We start from the raw sequence: 14,855 nt of genomic DNA, 5'->3' as shown, positions 1-14,855 counted from the left end.
AGGGCCTCCTTGTTGCGCGAGAGACTAGGCTTGGTAGGGGGGTGCTTCAAGGCAGACGCCTAGCCCTTATCCTTCCAACGCACCATTTGCCGCAGGACCCCGTGCATCATCTGCACGTCTGACCGGGTCAGCGGCATCCGGGACCACATGTTGCGCAGATTCCGCTTCATCGTCTCGGCTTTGGTGTCGGGGAAAAAGAACCCGGCCTCATCCAGCGTCTCCTCGTAATGCCCGGCAAGCTTGTCCATCTCGATAGCCGTGGCCCAATCGCTGCCTGCCATCTCGGTGGTCTCGGCCGGAACCTCAAAGGACTGTCGCCGCCATTCATACCCTGTGAGCATAACACATTGCGCAAGGTTGAGTGACGGGAACTCCGGGTTCACCGGCACCGAGATAATGGCATTGGCAAGCGCGATATCGTCATTCTCAAGCCCCGCGCGTTCAGGGCCAAACAACACCGCCACCTTTTCGCCCGCAGCGATCTTTTCGCGCGCCACTTCCATCGCGCGTTCCGGCGTCATCACCGGCTTGGTCATGCCGCGTTGCCGCGCCGTGGTGGCAAAAACATAAGAACAATCCGCCACCGCGTCGACGGTGCGGTCAACCAGAACCGCATCATCCAAAAGCCGACCCGCGCCCGAGGCCATCGCCACCGCCTTGGGATTGGGCCAGCCGTCACGCGGGCTGACCACACGCATCCGCTCCAGCCCGAAATTCAGCATCGCCCGCGCCGCCGCACCGATATTTTCCCCCATCTGCGGACGGACAAGCACGAAGGCAGGTTGCGGTATGTCGGTAGGCATGGGCAAAACCTCATATTTCCGTGGGATCGCGCCTGACTATTGCGGCTCGGATCAAAGGGCAAGCCGTGCAAGCCCTTGGCGCAGGGTTCGAAATCACGGTATAGAGCGTCAACCAACCACGAAGGGGCCGAAGATGTCCGAAACAGAGCAGCCGCAAATCTACCTGATCACGCCACCCGATATTGAGCTTAGCCATTTTCCGTCCGAACTGGCACGTGTTCTGGACGTCGCCGAGATCGCCTGCATCCGCCTGTCGCTTGGAACGCGCGACGAAGACCTGATCCTGCGTGCCGCGGATGTGGTGCGTGATGTGGCGCATCGTTTCGACGTGGCGCTGGTGATCGAAACCCATGTGGTGTTGGCCCAGCGCCTTGGCCTTGACGGGGTGCACCTCACCGATGGTGCGCGATCCGTCCGCATGGCACGCAAGGAACTGGGGCCGGACGCCATTGTCGGCACATTTTGCGACCAGTCGCGCCACGATGGCATGAATGCCGGTGAGGCCGGGGCGGATTACGTCAGCTTTGGGCCTGTGGGGGAAACCACTCTCGGGGACGGATCGCGCGCCGAGGCCGAGCTGTTTGACTGGTGGTCGCAGATGATCGAGATCCCCGTTGTCGCCGAAGGCGGGCTGAATGCGGACATCATCCGCAGTCTGACCCCGATGACCGACTTTTTTGGGTTGGGCGAAGAGATCTGGCGCAGCGATGATCCGGTGGCTGCGCTGAAATCCCTGACAGCCGCGATGGCGGGCTGAATGCGGATGGGGGGCTGTCTGCCCCCCAACGGCCTTCGGCCGCCCCCCGAGGATATTTGCAAACCAGAGAAGTAACCGGGCGTTAACCTTAACGCGAGATTGTTACAGGTGCGGCACAGGCGGGGACGCCGATGACCGTAACCGGAGAAGCCCCTTGCCTCATGTGCAAGGGGTGGACCCGCTCGTTCGTTCTTCTCTGGTTCTGAAATATCCTCGGGGGTGAGGCGCGCATGCGCCGCGGGGGCAGACAGCCCCCTGCCAGCCGCATCAGGGAATGATGCGCGTGTATTTCACGCCTTCCAGCGTCACCCCAAGGCGCAAACCTGCTTGGCCAAAGATCACCGCGATGACCGGCGCAAGCGATGTGGTGGTCTCGGCCGCAATCGTTTCGCCGCCCTCGGGGATTGCGTATTCGATGTTGGCACCCGCCGCCCAGCCGGGGGACCGGCGGAAATTCATCAGCGCGTCTTCGGTCATGAAAAACAGGACATGCGCGTATTGCTGCGCACCGATCTGCAAGCCTGCGCTGGCTTTGGTTGTCGAGTAGTAATCCACTGTCACGCCGCCAACACGCAAGGCCCCGCGTCCGAACGCCCCGCCAAGTCCAAGACCCGCCTCGGTCACAAGCGGCATCACCATGATGCCGTTGGCATTGGCCGCAAGGTTCTGGGTGCCGGGAAAGCGGCGGTACAATTCCGCAAGTGTCGCATCAACCCGCGCGTCGATCCGCGCGCCGCCATTGCCGCCGACGCCGTTGTTACAGGCGGCCAACAGAAAGGTGCCGCCCAAAGCCAGTGTCAGCTCGCGTCGTGTCAGGGATGTCATGTGTCTGCTCTTTCTCTGCCGCTTCGGTCAACGGATGCCTCATGGGTCCGACTGTATCGCCGGTTGGGGAGAAACATAGCAAGGTTCCGCCGATCTGTCACTATGGATAGATCACGATAAGCGGCGCACCGCTAGGCGTTGAGCAACCGTGCTGCCGCAGGTGCGAAATAGGTCAGAACCCCGTCACAGCCCGCGCGTTTGAACGCAATCAGGCTTTCGAGCATCACCCGGTCGTGATCCAGCCAGCCGCGTTCCGCAGCCCCTGCCAACATCGCGTATTCGCCCGACACCTGATAGGCAAAGGTCGGCACGCCGAACATGTCTTTGGTGCGGCGACAGATATCGAGATACGGCATGCCGGGTTTGATCATCACCATGTCCGCCCCTTCGGACAGATCGCGCGCCACCAGACGCATCGCCTCGTCGGAGTTGGCGGGATCCATCTGGTAGCCTTTCTTGTCGCCTTTGAACGCCCCGGACGCGCCCACCGCATCGCGGAAAGGGCCGTAGAAGGCGCTGGCATATTTCGCGGCATAGCTGAGAAGAGCGACATTGCTGAAACCTTCACCTTCGAGCGCGCCGCGCATGGCGGCGATACGGCTGTCCATCATGTCGGACGGGCCGATGATGTCTGATCCCGCGCGCGCCTGTGACAGGGTTTGCTTGACCAATGCCTCGACCGTGCGATCGTTGAGGATGTAGCCGTCCTCGTCCATATACCCGTCATGGCCGGTGATGTTGTAGGGATCGAGCGCCACATCGGTCATGACCATCAGGTCCGGCACCGCATCCTTGATCGCGCGGGTGGCGCGGTTGGACAGGTTCTCGGGGTTCCACGCCTCTGCGCAATCTTCGGTCTTCAGGCTGGGATCGGTATATGGGAACAGGCAGATCGCCGGGATGCCAAGGCTATACGCCTCGCGCGCGGCTTCGACCACTTTGTCCACCGACCGGCGCACCACACCGGGCATGGATGCCACGGGTTCTTCCACGCCCTCACCATCGCGCACAAAGACAGGCCAGATGAAATCATCAGGTGTCAGGGTGTTTTCTCGCACCATGGCGCGCAGCCCGTCAGAGCGGCGCAACCGGCGCAGGCGTGTGGCAGGAAAAGCGGGAGTGATCGGTTTCATCGTGGCAGTCCTTGTCTTTGCCCGGATTGGGTGGCATGGAATGGTCGCTGGAACAAGGCCTGCCAGACCCGTAGGCCACGCGAACACGGGAATACGACCGCCTTGGATTGGTACTCAACCGTCTTTGAACTGATCGACATGCGGTCCTTTTCCAACCTCTGGTTCTGGATCGTGTTGGCCGTTGTCTGGTCCTCGGCCAGCCATTGGGTTTTGGGCGTGCCGTTCGACATGGTCACGCGCGCACGGCGCAAGGGTGACAAAGCCGCCGAAGACCTGACTGATCTGTTGCGGATCAACACCGGCCGCCTGCTGTACATCTCGGAAGAGGCTGGGCTTTGGATCATAGCCGCTGGCGCCTTTTTCCTGACCGGCTTTGCGGTTCTGGGTTGGGTTTACGGGGTCGAGATTGCCCAAGCCCTGTTCTTGCTGGGCTTTCCCATGTCCCTGGTCAGCTTGCTGAGCGTGCGGACCGCCAAGGCGCTGCATGAAAAGGACACCGATCTGAACGCGGTCTACAAGCGGCTTGGTCGACATCGCCTGATCGTTCAGGCCCTTGGCATGGTGTCGATCTTTGTCACCGCCATGTGGGGAATGTACGTAAACCTCAGCATCGGCGTGCTTGGCGGTTGACGCGGGCGGTGCTGCGGGCCACATGACCGCGCTATGAACACATCCCGACATATCACCATGGGCGGCGCGCCCGAAGGCTTTGACGCCCAGCTTGTTCTGGCCGAAGCCGCCAAAGCCAATGGCGCAGTCTGTCACATCGCCCGCGATGACCGGCGCATGGCACAAATGCGCGAGGCGTTTCGGCTTTTCGCCCCCGACATGCCGGTGTTCGTGTTTCCGGGTTGGGATTGTCTGCCCTATGACCGGGTGTCGCCCAACCCCGATATCTCGGCGGCGCGGATGGCGACTTTGGCCGCGCTCACCCATGCGATGCCGTCTCAATACGTGCTGTTGACCACCATGAGTGCCGCAACCCAGCGCGTGCCCGCGCGGGACGTGCTGCGCGAGGCGGCATTCACGGCGCGTGTCGGCAACCGTGTCAACGAAGCGGCATTGCGCAACTTCCTGGTGCGGATGGGCTTCTCTCAGGCACCGACGGTGTTGGAGCCGGGCGACTATGCCATTCGCGGCGGGATCATCGACATTTACCCGCCGGGCGATGGCGGGCCTGTGCGGCTTGATCTGTTCGGCGATGTTCTGGACGGGGCGCGCCGCTTTGATGCAGCAACACAGCGCACGACGGAAAAGCTTGACCTGATCGAGCTTGCCCCGGTGTCCGAGGTCATTCTGGACGAGGCCGCGATCACGCGCTTTCGGCAGAATTATCGCATCGAATTTGGTGCGGCCGGCAGCGACGATCCGCTTTATGAGGCGGTCAGCGCCGGGCGCAAACAGGCCGGGATGGAGCATTGGCTGCCGTTCTTTCACGACCGTCTGGAAACGCTGTTCGACTACCTGCCAGATGTGCCGGTGACTCAGGACGATCAGATCACCCCGGCGCGCCTGTCACGGTGGGACGGGATCGTTGATCAATACGAGACCCGCAAGCTCGCTCTGGCACAAAAGGGGCGGATGGACACCGTCTATAAACCTGTGTCGCCCGAACAATTGTACCTTGACGATGCGGCATGGGTCAGCGCCTTGGGTGATCGCCGCGTGGTGCAGTTTCACGCCTTGCAGCAAGCCTCTGGCCCCGGCGTGGTGGATGCTGGCGGGCGGATCGGTCGCAGTTTTTCACCTGAACGTCAACAGGAAAGCATAAGCCTTTTCAGCGCCTTGGCAGATCACATCCGCAAAAAGATGGAAGACGGCCCGGTTGTCATCGCATCCTATTCAGAGGGTGCGCGCGAACGTCTGTCCGGGTTGATCGAAGACGAGGGACTGGCCGAAACCATACCCGTCACTGACCTGACACGCGTCGGCAAACACGGGCTGCATCTGGCCGTGTGGCCGTTGGAGCAAGGGTTTGAAGCCCCATGGGACAAAGGCGGCCGGGTGACCGTCGTGTCCGAACAGGACGTGCTGGGCGACCGTTTGATCCGGTCCCCCAAGAAACGACGCAAAGCCGAGAACTTCCTCACCGAGACGCAATCGCTGTCGCCCGGCGATCTGGTGGTGCATGTGGATCATGGCATCGGCCGCTATCTGGGCATGGAAGTCATCACCGCCGCTGGTGCCGCGCATGAATGCCTGCTTCTGGAATACGCCGAAAGCTCAAAGCTGTACCTGCCGGTTGAAAACATCGAACTCCTGTCCAGATACGGCCACGACGAAGGCTTCCTTGACAAGCTGGGAGGCGGTGCATGGCAGGCCAAGAAAGCCCGCCTGAAAGAGCGCATCCGCGAAATGGCGGACAAGCTCATTCGCGTGGCCGCAGAACGCGCGCTGCGCAAAGCGCCGATCATGGATCCGCCACCGGGCGCGTGGGATTCGTTCTCGGCGCGGTTCCCGTATCAGGAAACCGACGATCAGCTGCGCGCCATCGAAGACGTGATGGCCGACATGCATTCAGGTCAGCCGATGGATCGCCTGATCTGCGGTGATGTGGGTTTCGGCAAAACCGAAGTCGCCATGCGCGCGGCCTTTGTCGCCGCCATGTCAGGCGTGCAGGTTGCCGTGATTGCACCGACCACGCTCTTGGCCCGCCAGCACTACAAGAGCTTTGCCGAACGGTTTCGCGGATTTCCTTTGGAAGTCAGACCCTTGTCGCGCTTTGTTTCCGCAAAGGATGCAGCCGCCACCAAAGATGGAATGGCACGCGGCACGGTTGATATCGTCGTCGGTACTCATGCGCTTTTGGCCAAAGGGGTGCGCTTCCAAAACCTTGGCCTCCTGATCATCGACGAGGAACAGCATTTCGGTGTGGGTCACAAGGAACGCTTAAAACAGCTGCGCTCTGACATTCACGTCCTGACCCTGACCGCAACGCCGATCCCGCGCACGTTGCAGCTTTCGCTGTCGGGTGTCAGGGATCTGAGCATTATCGGCACCCCGCCGGTGGACCGTCTGGCGATCCGCACCTATGTCAGCGAATTCGACACGGTCACCCTGCGCGAGGCGCTGTTGCGCGAACGCTATCGCGGCGGTCAAAGCTTTTTTGTTGTGCCTCGCATCAGCGATTTGCCCGAGATCGAAGAGTTCCTGCGCGATCAAGTGCCCGAAGTGTCTTATGTCGTGGCCCACGGCCAGATGGCTGCGGGCGAACTGGACACCCGCATGAACGCCTTTTACGACGGCAAGTATGACGTGCTGCTGGCGACCACGATTGTGGAATCCGGGCTCGATATCCCGACGGCCAACACCATGATCATCCACCGCGCGGATATGTTCGGCCTCAGTCAGCTGTACCAAATCCGGGGCAGGGTTGGCCGCTCCAAAACCCGCGCCTATGCGTATCTCACCACCAAACCGCGCACAAAACTGACCGCCGCCGCCGAAAAGCGCCTGCGCGTGTTGGGGTCTCTGGACACCTTGGGCGCAGGGTTTACGCTGGCGTCTCAAGACCTTGATATTCGCGGTGCGGGAAATCTGCTGGGCGAGGAACAATCCGGCCAGATGCGCGATGTCGGGTACGAGCTTTATCAATCCATGCTGGAAGAGGCGATTGCAAAGATCAAATCTGGCGAATTGGAAGGTCTGTCCGAGGCGGATGATCAATGGGCGCCACAGATCAATCTGGGCGTGCCCGTCCTGATCCCCGAGGCCTATGTGCCCGATCTTGACGTACGACTTGGCCTCTATCGCCGCCTGTCGTCGCTGACCACCAAGGTAGAGCTTGAAGGCTTTGCAGCCGAGCTGATTGACCGGTTTGGCAAACTCCCGCGCGAAGTGAACACGCTCATGCTCGTGGTGCGCATCAAGGGCATGTGCAAACGCGCGGGCATTGCGAAACTGGATGGCGGGCCCAAGGGCGTGACGATCCAGTTCCACAATGACAAGTTCATCTCGCCCGAGGGGTTGGTGGATTTCATCCGCGATCAGAACGGCTTGGCCAAGGTGAAGGACAACAAGATCGTCATCCGCCGCGACTGGCCCAAGGACAGCGACAAGATCAAGGGGGCTTTCGCCATCGCGCAGGATCTGGCCAAGAAGGTCAAGGAAGCCAAGGCCAAGGCATGAGGCGTTCTGTCCACGGAACCTGCCCATTGTGATCCTCTCGAATGAGCGTACAGTGATTTCAACACCCGTGCCCTGATGCGGGAGATTTCATTGAAAGATTTCACTCATGCCCAAAACCGGCGCGCTTTATATTTTTGGGGATAGCCTGTCTGATGACGGTGCCACGGCAGTGCAGCTTCAGGACGAACCGATTGACCTTTATTTCGCAGGTCGCGCGTCGAACGGGTTGGTTTGGCACGAATATATCCGCAACGATCTGGCCGTTGCGCCAGCCGCCAGCGCGATCAGCCAAGCGCCCAACGCCCAAGGTTACCTGAGCGGGTCTGCCTTCAACGGGATCAACTTTGCCCATGGCGGCGCGGTGTCATCTTCGAACGATACACCAACGCGTCCCGGTACGGTGCAACAGGCCGAAGGCTTTGCGGCGCTTGTTGCGTCGGGCGACATTCCCGCGCCGGATGATCAGGATGTGTTTGTCATCTGGATCGGCGGCAATGATTTCCTGCAATTCGCCGATGCCAGCATTGCCGACATCTTCCGCGTGCTCAACCTCGGGTCCGGGATCGTCGACAATATCGAAACCACGGTCGAGAGTTTGATCGATGTGGGCGCGCGCAACATCCTGCTGATTGGCCAGCCGACGATCGGCGGCGCGTTTCTGGGCGATCAGGCCCCCGAAGGATCGTTCATCGCTACGGTGTGGAACCGCCTGACGGAAAATTTCAACGAAGCACTCGCCGATTACGCGTCTGAGCTGAACGCGGTCGACGGCCAAAGCGCACTGTTCGTCGATATCGCCAGCTTTATCGACGATCTCCAAGACCACCCCGCCGCCTTCGGCTTTGCCAATGTCACCAGTGATATCCTCACCGATGGGGCGGATGTGCTGGATCAGACCTATTTCAGCGTCGATGGCGTGCACCCAACGGGTGCAGGCCATGCGGCGATTGCGGCCTATATTTCCGACCGCGCGGCAGAAGCCGGGTTTGACCTGACCGCTCTGGCGGGCAATGTGGTGCCCGGATCGGCGCGCGATGACACGCTGACGGGCACCGACGGCAATGACACCGTGACGGGCGGGGCGGGCGACGATGTGATTGATGGCAAGGGCGGGGCGGACATTGCGGTCGTGACCGGCGCGCACACCGGCTTTACCCTCAAGATCGCAGAGACCATCACCCTGATCGACCGCAGCGGCGCAGAGGGCAGGGACACGCTCACCGGGATCGAGACGGTGACCTTTGACGACACGCTGTTTGACCTGAGCGCATTTGACGATGCGGCCTTTGTGACCCCGGACGCGTTCCGCAGCCTGACCGAGATCTACATCAGCTATTTCGACCGCGCGCCGGATGCGCTGGGACTGATGTTCTGGGCCGACGTTCTGGCAAATGGCACCACATTGCCCACCATCGCCGATTTCTTTGCCGCATCCCCCGAGGCGCAAGCGCTGTTCCCAGACGATCAGAGCGCAGAAGACTTTGTAACCGCAATCTACGCAAACACGTTGGGCCGGGCGGCGGATGCGGATGGGTTTGCCTTTTGGACCGGGGTGCTCACATCTGGCGCGGTCAGCGCATCGCAGTTTATTCTGGAGGTGTTGAAGGGCGCCCGCGCCGACGCCCCGCAAGGCTCCACAGACGCGTTCATCGCGCAACAGGTGGCGGACCGGGCGTATCTTGAGACCAAGGTTGATCTGGGCCTCCAGTTCGCCGCCATTCTGGGCCTCAGCGACGTGACCGACGCCCGCGCGGTGATGGACAGCTATACCGGCACATCCCAAAGCCTCAGCGACGCGCTCAGCCTGACCAACGCCGCTTGGGCCGACGCTCTGGCCACCGATGGCACCGGCGCATTCCTGGTGGAGCTGGTGGGCGTGGTGGAGGCGCCGTTCGAGATAACCTGACACCATCAGGCGCGTTCGAGGCACGGGATCGGAGATGTGGAGCGGGTAACGAGAATCGAACTCGTAACTTAAGCTTGGGAAGCTCGCGTGATACCTTTTCACCATACCCGCGCTCTGGCGGTTTGGATACGCTTGGGGGTGTGGGGCGTCAAGAGGTCGTGTGGGGGGAGGGTGCGTAGTTGCACGCAGCTTTTGCGTCGGGTGGTGCGTGACATCACGCACCCTACGATGTGTCACCACATTCGATCACAGAGCCAGCGTCCGACCGGGGGGGCGCGGAACGCGACGAGGCCTTTGTGCTGGCGCAGCCGGTGGACGACCCGGAATGGCGCGGCAAGACGTCGTCGATGGCGTCGGCTTAAACCATCCCGTAGGGTGCGTGCTCGGCACGCACCTTTTTCGTTGGGCAGGTGCGTGACATCACGCACCCTACGCCATGTCACCACTTCCGATCACAGAGCAAGCGTCCGACCGGGTGGGCGCGGAACGCGCCCGCCATGGGGCGGGCGGACGCGTCGCCGCCGCTGCGCGACGGCGGGATGGGACCCGGAGTGGCGCGACTGTGCTTCGGGGTGTAGCTTTCTTTCTCGGTAGTGCGCAGACAAGATCATCTCAAAAGTAAACTTAATTTCATGATACACCTATTAGATATGGCTGTAGGAAATACGATGACACTCACAAAGCAAATTATCCAACCCTTTAAGCATATTCAGAATACTCACGGCGGTTTTAATTTGTCCGGCACGAGGTGTAATACTCTTTATGCCAAAGCTGTGAGCGTACCGTCCACGCGTTTCCCCATATGAGTTAAGTCCCTGTGACAAAAGTCTATCAAAATCAAATAGCCTAATTCCTATAGGTGCCAAAATTGCATCCTGATCTTTCGTTTTAACTCCATTTATACCTTCAAGTGCTTTGTGATGCTCGGAAATCGCGGACTTAAATAAGCTTAATAAAACATCTCTTTGATTAGAAGTGCTTCTTTCGCCCAGAACTTCTCTATGAATTACAATTCTATAATAACTCAGAGCGCTCAAAAGGGGATCGCGAATAATCCCATCTTCTTCAAATATGCCAAGGCTATCAACTAGGACGGCTGTGGACACTTTCTCCAAATACTCCTCAAACGCAGAGTGACATAGCAATACATAAGATTTAAGCTTAAGTCGATGCAATGTAGTAACCACGTCATGGTCAGGCAAGTCACTCAATAGGTCGCACAGCCTGTGCAACCGCGAGTTCAAGTTTTCCAAACTCAGCCGAAGTTTCAGTCATTACTCTTTATCAGCGGTAGGCGAACTAAAATGCCGTATTCATCTTCGATCTTTTTATACCAAGCATTAAATCTGTATTTCGTCGCGGTAATGCTCTTAGTTGTTGATTCCACGGATCGCACAAAAGAAGTATTGGTGAACATTGACTTGAACAAATCACGAAACTTATCTGGATCTCTTTTTGCAGCTTCTTGCACCGATAAATCCGCCAATGATCCACCCACGACATCAAAGATCGCTCTATTAAATGCTCCCTCGAAACGATTTTTTTCGGCATCATACTTTTTCGAGAAAGTACCTTTTTCAAAAACTTCAAGCCCAACAGAAATGAGCGCCTCAAGTTCCTCGACTCCCTTTATCTCTTGGCCAACGTTAAAATCCTTATTCTTATTTCGGCAAAAATCATCAAGGAATTCTTTGAGGTTACCTTTATACTCAATTGAAAAATCTTGAAATGCAAAATGCCGAATCGCAACTTCAACATCCTTCATTCTTTTGTCGGGTTGGCGTAGACCCAGCATTTTCTGGAGATTTGGACATTCCGCCGTCTGTTTAATTGCCTCCCTTACAAACGGACCGCGAATAAGCGACATCCGCAATTCCATAGGAGAAAGCTTTACAGATCCAGAATTCAGTCGGTGAAATATCTCGTAAAGTACATCATCTCTCCGCCACCCCCTTATTACAGCGGTTCTAATTGCAGCGGCATCGATCGCACGTGCGAGCTTTGGATGATTGATTTTGAGGCTAGACCATGTTTGTCCATTTAGCTCACGCAGGTCATCAAGCCCTTGCAGCTTAAATATACTTCCATCTTCTAAATTTTCATCAAAGAACTCTTTGATTGCGGATAGACGTTGTTTACCATCAAGAACGAGGAATTCGTTTCGTGCTTCGCGACGCTCCGCAAGCAAAATTTGTGGTATTGGTATTCCCAATATGAGTGATTTGATGAATTTCGACTTGGCTCGTGTTGTCCACACACTTCGACGCTGAAAGTGTGGTTCTAAATCAACAATGTCTACAAGTTCTTGGCGAAGTGTCGAAACTGTCCAGTCAGAAGGAATAACAAAAATATCTGAAAAGTCGGATGCGTTGACCTTATAGTCTTCGCCACCTTCAGCTGCCTCATCTTCGAAAAAGAAATCTTCGGCTTCTAATATTACTCACTCCTTCAATGGGAAAAAGTGTAGCTTTCAAAGCCAACCTTTGGCAATGCCCAAGCTTCGCCACTTAAAGTATATTATCCAAAAAATGTTGCTTGACTTTAAGTAAACGTATTTTCGACTGCGGCGCAGAGGTCAAACATCTATCACCCCCGCTTCCGCCGTCTCACCCGTCCGCCATCACTCCCATCCCCCTGCGTGTTGAACCCGACGACGGGCAGCGTCACCACCTTGCCCAGTTCGGGGAAGGGGTCGGTGGCGTGGGGGATGGCGTTGGCGGCGACGAAATGTTCCTGAAAGCGCGGCTCGATGGCGGTTTCGACCTTGGTGATCTGGCGCACGGTGCGTTCGATCTCGGCCCGTGCCGCCAGGTTACACAGCGCGATGCGCGCGCCGGTGCCTGCGGCGTTGCCCGCGCTTGAGACCTTGTCGAGAGGCACGTCCGGGATCATCCCCAGCACCATCGCGTGTTTGGCGCTGATATGCGCGCCAAACGCGCCCGCAAGCACCACGCGGTCCACCACGTCCACACCCATCTCGTCCATCAACAGCCGCGCCCCCGCGTAGAGCGCGGATTTGGCCAGCTGGATCGCGCGGATGTCGCCTTGGGTGACGGTGATGCGCGGGCCGCCCTCGGCGGTGGCGTCATGGATCAGGTAGGCGTTGGTGCGCCCTTCGGCAAAGCAGCGGTCGGTCCCGGTCTGCGCCGCCGATCCGATCAGTCCCGACGGGTCCAGCAGCCCGGCAATGCGCAACTCGGCCACCGCCTCGATGATGCCAGAGCCGCAGATGCCGGTGATGCCCGACGCAGCGGTTTCGTCCCAAAAGCCATCCTCGTCCGACCACGTGTCACAGCCGATGACGCGGAAGCGCGGGGTCTTGGTGACCGGGTCAATGCGGATCGCCTCGATCGCCCCGGGTGCGGCGCGCTGCCCGCTTGAGATCTGTGCGCCTTCGAACGCAGGGCCGGTGGGCGAGGAACAGGCCAGCACGCGGCTGGTGTTGCCCAGCAGGATTTCCGCATTGGTGCCCACATCGACGATCAGCACCAGATCGTCCGATTTTCCCGGCTGTTCCGACAGTGCCACGGCAGCGGCATCGGCCCCCACATGGCCCGCGATGCAGGGCAGCAGGTAGATTTGCGTGGATGCGGGCAGGGTGGTCAGGTCCAGATCACGGGCGGTCAGGTTGAGGTGGTTCGACGTGGCCAGCGCGAAGGGGGCCTGTCCCAGCTCAACCGGGTCGATGCCCAGCAGCAGGTGGTGCATCACCGGGTTGCAGACAAACACCGTCTCAAGGATCAGTGCGGGGTCAATCGCGGCTTCCTTGGCGATTTCCTCGGCCAGCGTGTTGATCGCCTCGCGCACCGCGCGGGTCATTTCGCGGTCGCCGCCGGGGTTCATCATGGCATAGCTGACCCGGCTCATCAGGTCTTCGCCAAAGCGGATCTGGGGGTTCATGATACCGGATGAGGCCACAACCTCGCCGGTGTCGAGATTGGTCAGGTGCGCCGCCACGGTGGTCGATCCAAGGTCGATGGCCAACCCGTACAGCCCACCTTCGTGCAGGCCCGGCCACGCGGCGATAATCTGTGGCGTGGCGTCTTTGCCAGTTTTGTGAAGTGCCACGGTGATCGCCCATTTGCCTTTACGCAGATGGGTCTGAAGCTGGGTCAGCACCGGGAAGGCGCAGGTGATTTCGGGGATGTCCCATTGGGTTCCAAGCGCGCGGGCCACCCGTTCCAGATCGCCGGTGGGGGTGTGCATGTCCGGCTCTTCGACGACGACGTAATACAGCCGTGTTGCGGGGTCCATTTCGATCACCCGCGCGCTTGCGGCTTTGCGCACGACTTGGCGGTGGACCTGGGATTCGGGGGGCACGTCGATCACGATGTCGCCCTGTACTGTCGCCTGACAGCCCAGACGCCGCCCCGGTTTCAACCCGCGCTTTTCGTCGTACCGGGCCTCGACCGCATTCCAGTCCGACAGCGCGCCGTCGCGGGCTGTGACACCATGTTTCGAGAACTCGCCATAGCCAGGTGTGATCTGGCACTTGGAGCAGATGCCGCGCCCGCCGCACACGCTGTCGAGGTCCACCCCCAATTGCCGCGCGGCGGTAAGCACCGGAGTGCCAACGGCAAAGCGGCCACGTTTGCCGGACGGGGTGAAGACAACAAGCGGGTCTTGATGGGACATGGGAATCTCTCTGATCACGGTTGTCCCGGACCATAGCGCCCGCGGCGTTTGGAAAAAGGTGATTTACGTCATAATGTTTATGCAGAACGTCATGGGGTGCGCTGCCGGTCGATTTGGCGCTATGCTGGTTGAGGAACAGCGCAAAGGAGATGTTGGGAATGAAACGGGTTTTGGGGCTTCTGATCACACATGGCATCGCCGGCGCCATTGGGTTTGCGCTTGGCATCTACCTTTTGCCGATCCTGACCGCGCCGCCATCGCCCGATGCTGCCGCGCTTGAGGCTGAAGCCGCCAACGCCAGCTTCACAACCGAATTGACCCGCGATCTGCGCGGCAGTGATCGGTTGCATTGGGGCGAGGGCACGATCAGCCTGTCGGATCGCATGATCGTACACGAAGGCGCGCTGTCGCCGGGTCCGGATTTCAAGCTCTACCTGACCGACCGATTTGTCGAACACGAGGACGAGTTTGAGCCGATCAAGGCGCAGGCCGTGTGGATCGGGGATGTGAAAAGCTTTGGCGGCTTTCTGCTGGAGGTGCCCGAGGGGGTGGATGTCAGCGCCTACACGACCGTGTTGATCTGGTGCGAGGCCTTCGGTGAATTCATCACTGCCGGTCAATATCGCTGACACGCCGTTTGGCCCGCCCGCAAACTTGCGGGCAGGGCG

The 14,855-nt window shown here is 59.2% G+C and carries 12 protein-coding genes and 1 tRNA gene; 6 read left to right on the top strand and 7 right to left on the bottom strand.

Annotated elements, in window-relative coordinates; genetic code table 11:
* Positions 1 to 59: 59 nt before the first annotated feature.
* Positions 60 to 803, bottom strand: a complete 744-nt coding sequence (locus ACSHXH_RS14155; protein WP_435672453.1) for an RNA methyltransferase — start codon at positions 801 to 803, stop codon at positions 60 to 62.
* Between the two features lie 133 nt (positions 804 to 936).
* Between ACSHXH_RS14155 and ACSHXH_RS14150 the strand changes: the two genes are divergently transcribed.
* Complete coding sequence (locus tag ACSHXH_RS14150; RefSeq protein WP_435672452.1) at positions 937 to 1,560, top strand: thiamine phosphate synthase; 624 nt, start codon at positions 937 to 939, stop codon at positions 1,558 to 1,560.
* A 267-nt stretch (positions 1,561 to 1,827) separates the two neighbouring features.
* Here ACSHXH_RS14150 and ACSHXH_RS14145 read toward each other — a convergent pair whose 3' ends face one another.
* Together ACSHXH_RS14145 and hemB are read right to left on the bottom strand one after the other, a co-directional pair.
* Complete coding sequence (locus tag ACSHXH_RS14145) at positions 1,828 to 2,385, bottom strand: YSC84-related protein (protein ID WP_435672451.1); 558 nt, start codon at positions 2,383 to 2,385, stop codon at positions 1,828 to 1,830.
* 131 nt (positions 2,386 to 2,516) lie between these two features.
* Positions 2,517 to 3,518 carry a porphobilinogen synthase gene (gene hemB / locus ACSHXH_RS14140; RefSeq protein ID WP_435672450.1) on the bottom strand — a complete coding sequence of 334 codons (1,002 nt, stop codon included), beginning with the start codon at positions 3,516 to 3,518 and terminating at the stop codon, positions 2,517 to 2,519.
* Between the two features lie 102 nt (positions 3,519 to 3,620).
* On the opposite strand from hemB, the gene ACSHXH_RS14135 reads away from it, so the two are divergent.
* The 3 genes from ACSHXH_RS14135 to ACSHXH_RS14125 all read left to right on the top strand — a co-directional run bounded on the left by ACSHXH_RS14135 (position 3,621) and on the right by ACSHXH_RS14125 (position 9,552).
* On the top strand, positions 3,621 to 4,148 hold the full coding sequence (locus ACSHXH_RS14135) for a component of SufBCD complex (protein ID WP_435672449.1): 528 nt from the start codon (positions 3,621 to 3,623) through the stop codon (positions 4,146 to 4,148).
* Positions 4,149 to 4,181: 33 nt separating this feature from the next.
* Positions 4,182 to 7,646, top strand: coding sequence for a transcription-repair coupling factor (mfd, locus tag ACSHXH_RS14130; RefSeq protein ID WP_435672448.1), 3,465 nt, complete (start codon positions 4,182 to 4,184; stop codon positions 7,644 to 7,646).
* A 106-nt stretch (positions 7,647 to 7,752) separates the two neighbouring features.
* Entirely contained in the window at positions 7,753 to 9,552 is a 1,800-nt protein-coding gene (locus tag ACSHXH_RS14125; protein ID WP_435672447.1) for an SGNH/GDSL hydrolase family protein, read from the top strand.
* 37 nt (positions 9,553 to 9,589) lie between these two features.
* Here ACSHXH_RS14125 and ACSHXH_RS14120 read toward each other — a convergent pair.
* Positions 9,590 to 9,663 (bottom strand) — tRNA-Gly (locus ACSHXH_RS14120).
* A 119-nt stretch (positions 9,664 to 9,782) separates the two neighbouring features.
* Here ACSHXH_RS14120 and ACSHXH_RS14115 point away from each other — a divergent pair.
* Positions 9,783 to 9,914 carry a hypothetical protein gene (locus ACSHXH_RS14115; RefSeq protein WP_435672446.1) on the top strand — a complete coding sequence of 44 codons (132 nt, stop codon included), beginning with the start codon at positions 9,783 to 9,785 and terminating at the stop codon, positions 9,912 to 9,914.
* A 282-nt stretch (positions 9,915 to 10,196) separates the two neighbouring features.
* Here the strand turns inward: ACSHXH_RS14115 and ACSHXH_RS14110 are convergent, their stop codons facing one another.
* The 3 genes from ACSHXH_RS14110 to ACSHXH_RS14100 all read right to left on the bottom strand — a co-directional run bounded on the left by ACSHXH_RS14110 (position 10,197) and on the right by ACSHXH_RS14100 (position 14,187).
* Positions 10,197 to 10,784 (bottom strand): HEPN domain-containing protein, encoded by a 588-nt coding sequence (locus ACSHXH_RS14110; protein WP_435672480.1) that lies wholly within the window; start codon positions 10,782 to 10,784, stop codon positions 10,197 to 10,199.
* Positions 10,785 to 10,819: 35 nt separating this feature from the next.
* Positions 10,820 to 11,845: a DUF262 domain-containing protein gene (locus tag ACSHXH_RS14105; RefSeq protein WP_435672479.1), complete on the bottom strand. Its 1,026-nt coding sequence runs from the start codon at positions 11,843 to 11,845 to the stop codon at positions 10,820 to 10,822.
* A gap of 293 nt (positions 11,846 to 12,138) precedes the next feature.
* Positions 12,139 to 14,187 (bottom strand): ASKHA domain-containing protein, encoded by a 2,049-nt coding sequence (locus ACSHXH_RS14100; protein ID WP_435672445.1) that lies wholly within the window; start codon positions 14,185 to 14,187, stop codon positions 12,139 to 12,141.
* A 158-nt stretch (positions 14,188 to 14,345) separates the two neighbouring features.
* Here ACSHXH_RS14100 and ACSHXH_RS14095 point away from each other — a divergent pair, with 158 nt between their 5' ends.
* On the top strand, positions 14,346 to 14,816 hold the full coding sequence (locus ACSHXH_RS14095) for a DM13 domain-containing protein (RefSeq protein ID WP_435672444.1): 471 nt from the start codon (positions 14,346 to 14,348) through the stop codon (positions 14,814 to 14,816).
* Positions 14,817 to 14,855: the final 39 nt, after the last annotated feature.

Source organism: Marivita sp. (genome assembly GCF_051251565.1).
In the GTDB taxonomy this organism is placed as follows: Bacteria; Pseudomonadota; Alphaproteobacteria; order Rhodobacterales; family Rhodobacteraceae; genus Marivita.
This window is presented reverse-complemented; position numbering and strand designations above follow the sequence as displayed.